Origin of the sequence: Nitrosospira sp. NpAV (genome assembly GCF_000832065.1) — a bacterium.
In the GTDB taxonomy this organism is placed as follows: Bacteria; Pseudomonadota; Gammaproteobacteria; order Burkholderiales; family Nitrosomonadaceae; genus Nitrosospira.
This window is the reverse complement of record NZ_JXQM01000001.1, coordinates 33,595-47,024: the sequence shown is the minus strand read 5'-3', so window position 1 is coordinate 47,024 and position 13,430 is coordinate 33,595. Positions and strand designations below refer to the sequence as shown.

Sequence of the window (13,430 nt, the reverse complement as noted above, 5' to 3'; positions counted from 1 at the left end):
AGATTACCAATAATGTTTCGTATTATTTGACTCCCCCTTCGGGTGGGGTCGCTACGGGGGTGAATCACATAGTTTTGCGATATGGCGCGTTGTTCGCCACGCCTTGGAATGAAACAGCCATTCCGCGTCGTGCGCCTTGCTCCGCACCCAGAGAACCCCACACTTCACCTGCCACTACCGGATTTAGGATAAACGCGATCTCCGGGTGGAGATAATCTTTTTCCAACTCTTTCAAGGAAAATCACGCATGTCTTCCGGCACCGCTTTCACTATCGCTGTCAACCCAAAAATTCCCCCTCGCCTAGCGCGTCTTGAGGAGCTTGCCAACGATCTCTGGTACAGCTGGGATCGTTCCACACGCTCGTTGTTTTCGCGCCTGCATCCCGGACTCTGGGGTGCGGTAGGGCATAATCCCAAAGCCTTTCTCAAGCGGGTGGATGAATCGATATTGCTGAAAGCGACGGAAGATCCGGTGTTCATGGCTAACTACAATAGCACAATATCCGCCTACGATTCCTATCAGTCCGGGCCGGCACACCCGGATAGCGGCGGAGGTTTTCAGCCAAATGACCTGGTAGCATATTTTTGTTTCGAATTTGGATTCCACGAGAGCTTCCCGATCTATTCCGGGGGTCTCGGCATCCTTGCCGGTGATCATTGCAAGGCAGCGAGTGATTTGCGCCTGCCATTGATTTGTGTCGGGCTACTTTATCGTCAAGGGTATTTTTTCCAGACCATCGATAATCAGGGGAACCAGCAAGTCACCTATACCGACTCGGATTTCGAGGATTTGCCGGTCGTGCCCGTACTACATGAGAATGGTTCGGAAGCGCGCATCGAGGTGGAATTGCCGCATCGCAAGGTGGTCGTGAAGGTCTGGCGGGCAAAAATCGGTCACGTAGTACTCTATTTGCTGGATACCGATCTACCGGAGAATTCAATGGGAGACCGTGATATCACCCATCAACTCTACGGTGGCGACAGAATCATGCGCATCGAGCAGGAGATCATTCTTGGCGTGGGCGGCGCCCGTGCGCTACGGGAAATCGGGATCACCCCGACGGTATGGCATATCAACGAGGGGCACGCGGCATTCATGATGCTGGAGCGCATGCGTGATTTGGTGAAGCACGGTCTGGATTTCGCTGGCGCGCTGGAGGCGGTTGCGGCAAATACGGTGTTCACTACCCATACTGCGGTTCCGGCGGGACATGATTATTTCAGCCATGATGTGATATCAACATATTTCGAGGGATTTTGCCAGAATCTCAAGATAAGCCGCGAGGAGCTTATTTCGCTGGGACATGTGCCAGGCAGCAACGATTTCAACATGACGGCCCTCGCCATTCACGGTTCACGCTTTCACAATGGCGTAAGCAAGATACATGGCAACGTATCGGCGCACATCTGCAAAGATTTATGGGCTCAGATCGAGCCGGAAGAAAATCCGATGGCGTACATCACAAACGGCGTTCATGTGCCAACCTTTCTGGCGCAGGAATGGTCCGATCTGTTCGATCGCTATCTCGGTTACGAGTGGCGCACCAATATTACCGATCCTGAATATTGGTCACGTATAGAGGGTATCCCTGATCATTTGTTCTGGAGCGTACGGCAAACGCTGAAATCGCAAATGCTCTATGGCATACGTGCCCGTCTTGCGTTGCAGAATTCGCGCAATCACGGTTCTGAAGCGCATCTCGATCGCCTGCTCAGATTCACCGACCCCATTAATCCAAATATCCTGACACTCGGCTTTGCCCGCCGTTTCGCCACTTATAAACGCGCTGCATTGCTGTTCGAAGATCTTGACTGGTTGCGAAGAATTGTGATTCATCAAGAACGCCCGGTGGTGATGATTTTTGCGGGCAAGGCACATCCCGCCGATGTGCCAGGACAGGACTTGATCCGGCGTGTCAGCCAGATTGCGCAGCGTCCTGAATTCGAGGGGCAGCTTCTTCTGGTCGAGGGCTACGATCTCCGTCTTGCCCGCCGGTTGGTGGCGGGAGTGGATGTGTGGCTTAACAGCCCGGTATATCCTCTGGAAGCCAGTGGCACCTCGGGTATGAAAGCGGGTATAAACGGCACAATCAATCTGAGTGTCCTCGACGGTTGGTGGGGAGAAGGTTATAACGGTAAGAATGGCTGGGCCATCAAGCCGGGGCCGGAGAATATGGCGCCATCGTTACGCGACAAGGAAGAAAGCAGGGATTTCTACGAAACCCTGCAAGACCATGTGGTGCCGCTCTATTACAACCGCGATAAATTCGGTTATTCGCCAGGGTGGGTGAAAATGGCCAAAAACTCGATGATGTCGCTGCTGCCAAGATACAATGCCGCACGCATGGTCAGCGAGTATGCCAAAAATTTTTATGTGCCAGCCAGCAGGCAGGGTGCGCTGTACGCCGATAAAGATTTCAGCGGCGCAAAAAAAATTGCCGTGTGGAAAGCTTTTGTGAGAAAGGCGTGGCATGGCGTATCAATACGCCGATTGGACACGCCGGGGAAGCGCATTAGTTTTGGCGATGCGCTGCATTTCGATGTAGCGGTGAGACTGAACGGTTTGCAGCCTGAGGACGTAGTGGTGGAGTTGCTGATTTGCCGTCAACTCAAGAAAAGCAAGCTATGCGATTTCAAACACTTTGCGTTCGAGTTTTCCGGTATTGAGGAATCGGGTGAGTATCAGTTCACGCTGAATCTTACTCCGGATTTATGCGGAAAACTGGAATATTACATACGCGTTTATCCGTCCCACCCATTGCTGACGCATCCCTTTGAAATGGGCATGATGGTCTGGCTATAATCGACGCCACGGCCTAGATCCGATAGTTGGATGAGGTAAAGTGTGCGGTTTTCGGGATGCGGAACAAGGCGCAACGATGTGGAACGACTATTCCCATTCAAGCGTTGCGAACACCGTAACCCGGCTTGCCATCATTTTGCGTCCCCATGGATTATTTTGGTTAATGCGCGGCGGCCAACCACCGGATTTGGGTTCAATCAAGATCGCAGCGACAAGTAGATTCTCCGGTAGGCGTCGGCGCTGGAGCGCCAGCTGAAATCTTTGGCCATGCCGTTTTTCATTAAGCGGCGCCAGACAGGTTTATTATTGTAGGCGACGGTGACCCGCTGGATAGCACCGAGAAAGCTATCGGCGGTCATATCGAAAAACAGGAAACCGCTAGCGCTTCCATCAGCAAGGGTTGCGGGTGTGCAATCGACCACCGTGTCTACAAGTCCCCCTGTCGCATGTACCAGCGGGGGCGTCCCATAGCGTTGGCTGTACATCTGATTCAAGCCGCAGGGCTCGAAACGGGAGGGCATCAGAAAGCTATCCGCTCCGGCTTCGATCAAGTGTGAAAGCTTTTCATCAAATCCGATATGTATGGCGATTTTTCCGGGATGGTTTCTCGCCAACGCCGTCAATGCCTGTTCCAGCTTGACCTCACCACTACCCAGAACTGCCAGTTGCGCCGGCAGTCCGGTCAATTGCGCCGCTACCTCAAGTAACAGATCGTAGCCTTTCTGGTAAGTGAGTCGGCTTACAGCTCCGAACAGCGGAATGCGGGGATCGACGGCCAATCCCAGCAACTGCTGAAGTGCCTGTTTATTGGCGGCTTTGGCCGCGAGTTTATTGGCGCTGTAATTTCGCGAAAGATTGGGATCGGTGGAAGGATCCCATTCGATGGTATCGATGCCATTGACGATGCCGCTGATATGCTTGCTGCGTGCCGACAGTAAACCCTGCATGCCAAAACCCAGGGATTCCTCCTGAATTTCCCTGGCATAGGTGGGACTCACGGTCGCGATGTGATCGGAATAATAGAGCCCAGCCTTGAGAAACGACATGCCGCCATAATATTCGGCCCCATTTATGTGGAAGCTGGCGGCGGGCAATCCCAATTGAGCAACCGTGTCTGCAGGAAATATTCCTTGGAAAGCAAGATTATGGATCGCCATCAGGGAAGCCGCTTTTTCGCCAGGATGAAAATTCAGATATGCCGGCACGAGACCGCTTTGCCAATCATTGCAGTGAACGACCTGTGGGCGCCAGGGAAGTGGGCTGGCATCGCTCGCCAGAATTGCGCCAATTTTTGAAAGAAGACCGAAACGCAATGCATTATCGGGCCAATTATGACCCGCCGCATTCACATAAGGGTTCCCTTCACGCCGGTAAAGACTGGGGCAGTCGATGATAAATACGGGAACACTCGCAGACGCCCTCAACGGTAATCTGGCGGATAGCAGTAGCGAGGCCGGGAATGGCGGCTGAGCGGCGAACTCCGCAATTTTACGTTTGTGTTTGAGTCCATCCAGTACTTGAGGATAGCCCGGGATAAGCAGGCGGGCGTCCACTTTCAGCTCCCGCAATGCCGCCGGCAATGCCGCGCTCACATCACCCAGTCCACCGGTTTTGAGTAGAGGATAGACTTCCGGTGTTATGAACAGAACGCCGGGAGGTAAATTTGATGGAACAGGCGACATGAGTGGGTCCTTGATCAACCGGATTTAGGTTCAAGCCTTACCTGTTTTGCGTCGGGGCATGATCCGCCACGCAAAACATTGTATTCCTGACGGTGCGATTTTTGCGGCTGCGAGGGAGGCTGAGAGCGCTTCACGGCTGTGTCCGGAATACTGTCACGTTCTTAACCGGTCCAGATCGAAATCCCTCGCTTCCGGCCTTTGGCTTGGGGCTCCACAATCAGCCACGGTTTGCGTTGCCCGAGCTTCCCCGCTATAGGGTACGAGTTTTCGGTCATTCTCGCCGCTTGCGCGGCGTCCATGGGACTACGACCAAGCTCTGGGACTTCTCCCGACCGGCAAGACTGCCCTGCAACCCGTCTCGCACCTCTCGCTTCCTAACGGATTATCTGGGCTCAAGCGAAAGGATAATTCCCGCGAGCGGTGGCAGCGTAATAATAACGGAATCCGGCAGCCCCATCCATGGCTGGCCTAATGTATCGATTTCCCCCATGTTGCCCACATTACCGCCACCATAGTGTGAAGAATCGCTATTGAATATCTCATGATAGGGTCCTGGGGAAGGGGCGCCAATGCGGTAGCCTATTCGCGGGACCGGTGTAAAATTAAGAATGACCAGCACGGGTGAACCATCGCATGCGCGCCGGATATAACTGATAACGGAGTTATCGGCGTCGTGGCAATCTATCCAGGCAAAACCCTCCGGTGAGAAATCGAGCTGATGCAACGCGGGAATATTGGCGTACAGATGGTTGAGATCGCGCAATGCCGCCTGGACGCCGCTATGCTGTGGATAACTTGACTGATACCAGTCCAGTTCCCGGCTGGAATTCCATTCGCGCCCCTGTGCAAATTCGTTCCCCATAAAATTGAGCTTTTTGCCGGGATAGGTCATTTGATAAGTAAATAACAGGCGCAGATTTGCGAACTGCTGCCACGCGTCACCCGGCATTTTGCTTAGCAGCGAGCCCTTGCCATGCACGACTTCATCATGTGAAAGCGGCAGCACGAAATTTTCGGTGTATGCATACAACTGACCGAAAGTAAGCCTGTCATGATGAAATCGCCGATGGACCGGATTCTCGAGCATATAAGAAAGGGTATCGTTCATCCAGCCCATGTTCCATTTCATTGAGAATCCCAGCCCGCCAACATAGGTAGGCCGGGATACGGCTGGCCATGCGGTGGATTCCTCGGCAAGTGTCAAGGCACCCGGAAACTCTTCGTGCACCATAATGTTCAGTTCACGCAGGAAATCGATAGCCTCCAAATTCTCCCTGCCGCCATATCTATTGGGCAGCCATTCACCCGGACGGCGGGAATAGTCCAGGTAGAGCATCGACGCAACGGCATCCACCCGCAATCCGTCAAAATGAAATTCCGACAGCCAGTAATGGGCGCTGGATAATAGAAACGATTTCACTTCGTTGCGTCCGAAATTAAAAATATAGGTGCCCCAATCCTGATGCAGGCCCACACGCGGATCTTCATGTTCGTACAGAGCGGTGCCATCAAATCGGGATAGGGCGAATGCGTCTTGCGGAAAGTGCGCCGGCACCCAGTCGAGCAAAACACCGATGCCTGCTTGATGACAGGTATCGACAAAAAATTTTAAATCATCCGGTGAACCATAGCGGCTGGTAGCGGCGAAATAACCTGTTGTCTGATATCCCCATGATTCGTCGAGCGGATGCTCGGAAACGGGCAGCAATTCGATATGGGTGTAGCCCATCTCGCGGATATAAGGAACCAGGTACCGGCCAAGTTCCCGATAAGTATAAAAGCGTCCGTCCGGATGCCGTTTCCAAGATCCCGCGTGAATTTCATAAATATTCAATGGTGCCCGCAGCCAATCCCATGCCGCACGATCTGCTATCCACCCAGAATCGTGCCAGCCTATTTCACCCTTATTAGGCGTGCATGCGGCATTATTTGGACGTAACTCGTACTGCGTGGCATAAGGATCTGTTTTGAGAAGAATTTCACCACTGTTGCGATTACGTATCTCATATTTGTAGAGTGATCCCGGGGGAAGACCTGGAATGAATAGTTCCCATACTCCGCTGGAGCCATGAACCGACATCGGATGAACTCGCCCATCCCACCGGTTGAAGCTTCCCACTACACTGACACGCTCCGCGTTGGGTGCCCATACAGAGAAAAGTACGCCGGCAATACCTTTGATTTCCATAGCATGCGAACCCAACGTGCGATAAGCTTGCCGTAGCCGGCCTTCGTTGAACAGATACAAATCATGATCGGAAATTTGCGGCGGAAAAGCATAGGCATCATAGGTTTCGTATACTATTCTTTCAGGCGCTGCGCTACCGTCCTCGATACGCAAGAGATAAGGCATCTGCGGCAAGGCTGGGCCGTGCCATTCGAAAACGCCAGCGGGGTGGACTCGGACCATTGGCTCGAATTCGCCTGCTATGTTGACCCACACATTCGCTGCATAGGGATAAAACGCGCGCACCAGGCTGTAGTCCCGCTCCTTGCGAGCGCCGAGATAGGCGAAAGGATCATGCAGCCGCGCGGCCAATAGGATGTCCAGCATCGGGTTGTTCCTGTAGGGAATGCCGGATTTCATAAGATTTGGATTCATGCCGGGATTATAGCTTGCTTGACGTGGCTATGGATTTAGATCGGTAAACCCAGATAATCCATTCGGACGAGAGAGAATGGCGAGGCGGGTTGCGAGAGGCGGTTCTGCTGAGGCGCGCTAAAATGCCCGAAATTGACCGCCAGCACTTGGGAGGCCCCACAGAGCCGCCATATGAATTATCTGGATTTAACACTACGATAAGCTTCGCCATCGCAATAGGTGCATAGGCGGAAAAGAAGTGGTATAAACATAATGCAGATGTTCCATTACGCGTGTTCTCGCTGTATTGGTTTCGTGTGGAAGTTTTGTTCAGTCGGGCGCATGAATAGCAACGCCGGCCTTTACAAGATATCCCAGAAAAACAAGGCCCTGTATTACGCGGATTTATGGAACATCCGGTATAAAAACATGCGGAGGACTATCCGATGACACAAGAAGCGGATTTGCGTTTTCATAGCCAGGTTACGCGTAATTCAATCGCGTTGATATTGGCGGGGGGGCGGGGTAGCCGTTTGCGGCAGCTTACCGATTGGCGCGCCAAACCCGCCGTGCCTTTTGGCGGCAAATTCCGCATCATTGATTTTCCCCTCTCAAACTGCGTTAACTCCGGTATTCGCCGGATTGGCGTCGCCACTCAGTACAAGGCGCAGAGTCTTATCAGCCATATCCAGCACGGATGGGGTTTTCTCGACGGGCGCTTTAAGGAATTCGTCGAGCTGCTGCCGGCTCAGCAGCGGATCGAGGAAACCTGGTACCAGGGAACCGCCGACGCCGTGTACCAGAATATCGATATCCTCCGCCGGCACGATCCTCAGTATGTGCTGATCCTGGGGGGTGATCATGTTTACAAGATGGACTATAGCAAATTGCTGGCGGATCATGTGGAGAAGGCCGCAGACATGACAGTGGCGTGTATCGACATTCCGGCGGCTGAAGCGGGCGCATTCGGCGTCATGAGTATTAACGACGATTGGCGCGTCACCAGCTTTGCGGAAAAACCCGCGGACCCCACGCACATTCCGGGGCAACCTGGACAAGTGCTTGCGAGCATGGGTATTTATGTGTTCAATGCCTCGTTTCTTTTTGAGCAATTGATTCACGACCATGATGAACGGCGCTCGTCCCATGATTTTGGCAAAGACCTGATTCCGTACCTCGTGCCTCGTCACCGGGTATTCGCCCACCGTTTTTTTGACAGTTGCGTCAACGTGGCATCCGGCGTGCCTTACTGGCGGGACGTGGGCACCATCGATGCTTACTGGGAAGCCAATCTTGATCTTACTCATGTGACGCCGGATCTCAATTTGTATGATGAGGATTGGCCGATCTGGACTCATCAGGAACAGTTGCCCCCCGCTAAATTTGTATTTGATGATGATGATCGGAGAGGTCAGGCGCTCGATTCGATGGTTTCGGGCGGGTGCATTATCAGCGGCTCGACGGTGCGACGCTCGCTATTATTTTCCAATGTTCAGGTACGCAGCTACAGCAGCATCGAGGATTCGGTAATTCTACCCAATGTGGATATCGGCCGTAACGTGAGCCTGAGGCGGGTAATAGTGGACAAGAATTGTATGATTCCACCGGGTTTGATGGCGGGATTCGACCCGGAAGAGGATCGTAAGCGATTTCATGTCACCGAAAATGGCGTCACATTGATTACCTCCGAAATGCTTAACCAAAGAATACATCATGTCAGGTAACCAGGAGATAATGCCAGAGAAATCCTGAATAAGTCCCAAGTTTTTCGGTAACACGCGCACGACAGGACCTATGCTGGGATTCCTCAAGAAATCAGGAATGGAAATTATGAATAATTTATGGCACGTAAGCTGTCGAATCAGGTCTATATCGAAATGCAACCAATAAATTTTGTCCTGCTGTGGCACATGCATCAGCCGGATTATCGCAATTACGAGACGGGCGAATTCATGCTGCCGTGGGTGTATCTGCACGCCATCAAAGATTACACCGATATGGTATCGCATCTCGAGGCGCATCCTTTAATGAAGGCGGTTGTAAATTTTGTGCCGGTGCTGCTGGATCAACTGGAGGACTATGCCGCACAGTTCGCCATGGGAGATATACGGGACCCGCTGTTGCGTTTGCTGGCGACGCCTGACCTGGAGCAAGTCTCCGCCAGTGATCGCCTGCGTGTATTCGATAGTTGTTTTCGCAGCAATCATGTAACGATGATGCAGCCGTATCCGGCATATAAGCGTCTGTATGATATGCATGAAACGTTGCGGGGACACGGAGAGGCTGAGCTGGCCTATCTTTCCGCCCAGTATCTGGCGGACCTGCTGGTATGGTATCACCTGGCGTGGACCGGGGAGAGCGTGCGCAGAACCAATGAGACCGTGGTGCGATTGATGACGCAAGGCGGGGGTTTCAGCCATGCTGACCGGATGCAATTGCTCGATCTTATTGGGAAATTGATACAGGAGTTGATTCCGCGCTACCGCAAGCTGGCCGAGTCGGGTCAGATCGAGTTGTCCACTACGCCGCATTACCATCCGCTCGCTCCACTGCTGATCGATTTCTCCTCCGCTCGCGACAGCATGCCCCATGAGAATCTGCCAGCGGAGCCGGCTTACCCTGGAGGGAGGGGGCGCGTCGCGGTTCATCTGGCCTCGGCCATCGAAAGTCATACGCGGCGCTTCGGCATACGCCCCGGGGGCGTGTGGCCGGCGGAAGGCGCCGTATCCGCGCCGTTCCTGGAAATCCTGGCGGAACATGGTTGTCAATGGACCGCCAGTGGCGAAGCCGTGCTGGCCAATAGCTTGCGCCATTCATATGAAAACCAGCATCTACCAGACCGAGGACGTTATCTCTATCGTCCCTACCGGGTACGAGGTAAAACCGACAGCGTTACCTGCTTCTTCCGCGATGAGAAGTTATCGGACATGATCGGCTTCGAGTATGCGAAATGGTTCGGACGCGATGCCGCCGAGCATTTGGTGCACTCCCTTGAAGATATCGGCCGTAATGCGCTGCCCGGAGAGAATCCGGTGGTAAGCGTGATTCTGGACGGCGAAAATGCGTGGGAGTACTACCCGTACAATGGATACTATTTTCTTAATGATCTGTATGGGATACTTGAAAACCATGCCTCGATTCAAGTCACCACTTATCATGACTATATTGCATCGATGAAGCACATTGACGCGACCGATCTGCCGGTATTGGCTGCCGGTAGCTGGGTATATGGCACGTTCTCCACATGGATCGGCGACCGTGATAAGAATTACGCCTGGGATCTGTTGTGTGCAGCCAAGCATAGCTACGACCTGGTAATGCAAAGCGGACGATTGACCGATGAAGAAATGCTCAAAGCCGAGCGGCAGCTGGCTTCCTGCGAAAGTTCCGACTGGTTCTGGTGGTTAGGCGATTATAATCCGCCTTATGTGGTATCGAGCTTCGATCAGTTATTTCGCGAAAACCTGGCCAATCTTTATGGTCTGCTAAAACTGCCAACGCCAAAAACCGTACTCGAACCCATCAGTCATGGGGGCGGTGCTCCCGAGTCTGGCGGCACAATGCGACGCGCTTCTTGAGATAGGTTATCGCAAACTTTCCGCCTCAAATGCGGCGCTTCCTTACTGAAGCGATTTCGGTGGCGGGACCTGGCAAGAACGGATGTTCCGGCAGCAGGATATTTATACATACAGTAAGAGCACTAAGTAGCGGCGCAGTACGCACGCAAGCATCCGTATAAGTCCGTGGCGAAATATTTCTCCCGAGGATAACTCGATGCCCCAACCCATCTCCCTGCTTTTCGGTGTTCATGCCCACCAGCCTGTCGGCAATTTCCCAGAAGTGCTCGCTGACGCGCATCTGCGCTGTTATCAACCTTTTTTGCGTGTGCTCTATCGTTATCCTGATTTTTGCTTTGCAATGCATATCTCCGGTTGGCTATTGGACTATCTGATTGACAGTTATCCAGAGGATATGGCGTTGTTGCGGGAAATGGTGATGCGCGGACAGGTTGAGCTATTCGGCGCCGGTGACACGGAGCCCGTATTGGCGGCGATTCCCAACCGGGATCGCATCGGCCAGATTTAGACCTTCTCGGATAAACTGGAAATGAAACTTGGGCACCGTCCTCAAGGCGCGTGGCTGACAGAGCGCGTCTGGGAGGCGACGGTGGTGCCGGCTCTGGCCGATTGCGGCATCCGCTATGTGATCGTGGATGATTATCATTTTCTCTGCGCAGGTAAAGCCGCAACAGAATTGGACGGCTATTTCACCACTGAAGAAGATGGGCGTAAGCTTGATCTCTTTCCCATCTCGGAATCCTTGCGTTACAAGCTGCCGTTTTCACCGGCCAACGAAGTCGTGGCGTATATCGAGTCGCTCGCTGAAAACACAGCGGGCGGCGGTAATGCGGCGATTTATTTTGATGATATCGAAAAGTTCGGTATCTGGCCGGAAACGTATCAATGGGTATATGAAAAGGGCTGGCTCGATAAATTCATTCAGGGGGTGCTGGCATCCTCCAGGATTCGTACCCAGCATTATCGTAACTATCATAGCGGGGGAAGAACCCGCGGTATCATTTATTTGCCCACCACTTCATATATCGAAATGAACGAGTGGACATTGCCCGCCCAACCCGCCAATATCTATGCCGGTCTGATACAACAAGCTAAAACCGCAGGCTGGTATGAGCGTCACAAGGCATTCCTGCGTGGGGGCATCTGGAAAAATTTCCTGTCCCGTTATCCCGAATCCAACTGGATGCATAAACGCATGCTGGGTCTTTCCGCGCGGCTGGCTGCCTTGCCGGAGGGGAAGAGGGACGCCGCAATGAAACAAAGACTCTATGAGGCCCAGGCTAACGATGCCTATTGGCATGGTTTGTTTGGGGGATTGTATCTACCCCATCTGCGGCGTGCAGTTTATAAAGCGATCGTCGAACTGGAAGCGATGCTCGATGCGTGCGCACCACGCCCCGCACGTTTCGTGGAAGATACCGATCTTGACGGAACGGAGGAAATATATTTACAGAATGGTTTGATCCAGGCAGTGCTGAAGCTGGATGACGGCGGCGCCATTTATGAACTTGATTCGTATGCATTGCGGCATAATTTTGGCGATACGTTACAGCGGCAGGCTGAACATTATCATCATAGAATTCATCGGAGCGGGCATGGCGCACGCGAACACAACGGTACGGGAATCGCCTCGGCACATGACCGGATCAGTTTCAAGCATAAGATAGAAACGATTGATATGGAAGCTGACGATCATGCGCGAGGGCTTTTTGTGGATCGTTTGAATGGTGTGTTTGTGAGTTACCGGCATGAGTCGTCTGCTGTCGATGGAACATGCTTCCGGGCGGATGTGTTTCCGCTGCATATTAAAAAAAGTTTTAACCTTACAGATAACCGGCTGCTTGTGTCATACCGTTTTGCCGGTGAAGTGGAGGGGATATTCAGCACCGAGATCAATCTCGCCATGCCAAGTTGCGATGGTTGGGGTGGCCGCTACATCCATGAGGGTCAGATTCCCGGCGGATTCGGCCAATTGCTTGAATTGTCCACTATGACCCGCTTGACGCTGGATGACGATGAACTGGGTGGAAGTATTGTGCTAAATATCTCATCTCCAGCGGCATTACGTGCACAGCCTCATTATTCCGTATCACAATCAGAAGGCGGATTCGAAAAAATCATGCAGGCTGTGACACTGATGCTGGAGTGGCCGCTCAGTGTTGGGGAATTGATTATTACTTTGGAGTTCAATACGAAAAAGAGCAGGCCCGACGGATTACCCGGTAACGGAAGGGGTGGGGTTAAGCCCGGATAATCCATTGGGCCGCGCTCCGGACCTATGCGAGTGCTGGTCAGCTTGCACCCATTTTTGCCGCTTGCGCCTGAGCGAATCACACCGGTGTTTAAACCCCTGATAATGGCGTGGCTATCCTCGCACAACCGGGTAATAGAGTTTAGTGGTGTCCGCAAAATTTCTGGTAAAATCGCGGATTCTCAAAGAGACAAGCAAGGACTCGTCATGACTTATGTGGTAACTGAAAGCTGTATCAAATGCAAATACACTGATTGCGTAGATGTGTGCCCGGTGGACTGCTTTCGCGAGGGGCCTAATTTTCTGGTGATCGATCCGGACGAGTGTATAGATTGCACACTATGTGTGGCTGAGTGTCCGGTGGAAGCGATTTTCGCCGAGGATGATGTGCCGACGGATCAACAGCATTTCATAACACTTAACTCCGAGTTATCAAAAGACTGGAAACCCATCATTGAAAAGAAAGATGCCTTGGCCGATGCCGATGATTGGGCAAAGGTAACGGATAAGCTGGATAAACTGGAACGCTGATCCG

General features: G+C 52.6%; 7 protein-coding genes and 1 pseudogene. 6 read left to right on the top strand and 2 right to left on the bottom strand.

The window, feature by feature from the left end; translation table 11 throughout:
* Nucleotides 1-247 precede the first annotated feature (247 nt).
* Entirely contained in the window at nt 248-2,803 is a 2,556-nt protein-coding gene (glgP, locus tag SQ11_RS00185) for an alpha-glucan family phosphorylase (protein WP_041512125.1), read from the top strand.
* A 197-nt stretch (nt 2,804-3,000) separates the two neighbouring features.
* On the opposite strand, the gene glgA is transcribed toward glgP, so the two are convergent.
* Both glgA and glgB read right to left on the bottom strand, forming a co-directional pair.
* Nucleotides 3,001-4,485 (bottom strand): glycogen synthase GlgA, encoded by a 1,485-nt coding sequence (gene glgA, locus SQ11_RS00180; protein WP_041512124.1) that lies wholly within the window; start codon nt 4,483-4,485, stop codon nt 3,001-3,003.
* Nucleotides 4,486-4,867: 382 nt separating this feature from the next.
* The gene (gene glgB / locus SQ11_RS00175) at nt 4,868-7,087 is read right to left on the bottom strand and encodes a 1,4-alpha-glucan branching protein GlgB (protein ID WP_232297833.1); all 2,220 of its coding nucleotides are present in this window, start codon (nt 7,085-7,087) and stop codon (nt 4,868-4,870) included.
* A 425-nt stretch (nt 7,088-7,512) separates the two neighbouring features.
* Between glgB and glgC the strand changes: the two genes are divergently transcribed.
* From glgC to fdxA, 5 genes and pseudogenes are all read left to right on the top strand, one after another.
* Nucleotides 7,513-8,790 carry a glucose-1-phosphate adenylyltransferase gene (glgC, locus tag SQ11_RS00170; RefSeq protein WP_041512122.1) on the top strand — a complete coding sequence of 426 codons (1,278 nt, stop codon included), beginning with the start codon at nt 7,513-7,515 and terminating at the stop codon, nt 8,788-8,790.
* A gap of 153 nt (nt 8,791-8,943) precedes the next feature.
* A complete protein-coding gene (locus SQ11_RS00165) occupies nt 8,944-10,644 on the top strand; it encodes a glycoside hydrolase family 57 protein (RefSeq protein ID WP_041512446.1) in 1,701 nt (566 codons plus the stop codon).
* A gap of 196 nt (nt 10,645-10,840) precedes the next feature.
* Nucleotides 10,841-11,644: pseudogene (locus tag SQ11_RS18170) on the top strand (glycosyl hydrolase); the annotation flags it as partial.
* A 30-nt stretch (nt 11,645-11,674) separates the two neighbouring features.
* Nucleotides 11,675-12,898, top strand: coding sequence for an alpha-amylase/4-alpha-glucanotransferase domain-containing protein (locus tag SQ11_RS00160; RefSeq protein WP_368730360.1), 1,224 nt, complete (start codon nt 11,675-11,677; stop codon nt 12,896-12,898).
* Between the two features lie 204 nt (nt 12,899-13,102).
* Nucleotides 13,103-13,426 carry a ferredoxin FdxA gene (gene fdxA / locus SQ11_RS00155; RefSeq protein ID WP_041512445.1) on the top strand — a complete coding sequence of 108 codons (324 nt, stop codon included), beginning with the start codon at nt 13,103-13,105 and terminating at the stop codon, nt 13,424-13,426.
* Nucleotides 13,427-13,430: the final 4 nt, after the last annotated feature.

Excerpts from the sequence above, each read along its gene's own strand:
- glgP (WP_041512125.1), top strand. The coding sequence starts at position 248 with ATGTCTTCCGGCACCGCTTTCACTATCGCTGTCAACCCAAAAATTCCC.
- glgA (WP_041512124.1), bottom strand. The coding sequence starts at position 4,485 with ATGTCGCCTGTTCCATCAAATTTACCTCCCGGCGTTCTGTTCATAACA.
- glgB (WP_232297833.1), bottom strand. The coding sequence starts at position 7,087 with ATGAATCCAAATCTTATGAAATCCGGCATTCCCTACAGGAACAACCCG.
- glgC (WP_041512122.1), top strand. The coding sequence starts at position 7,513 with ATGACACAAGAAGCGGATTTGCGTTTTCATAGCCAGGTTACGCGTAAT.
- SQ11_RS00165 (WP_041512446.1), top strand. The coding sequence starts at position 8,944 with ATGCAACCAATAAATTTTGTCCTGCTGTGGCACATGCATCAGCCGGAT.
- SQ11_RS00160 (WP_368730360.1), top strand. The coding sequence starts at position 11,675 with ATGAACGAGTGGACATTGCCCGCCCAACCCGCCAATATCTATGCCGGT.
- fdxA (WP_041512445.1), top strand. The coding sequence starts at position 13,103 with ATGACTTATGTGGTAACTGAAAGCTGTATCAAATGCAAATACACTGAT.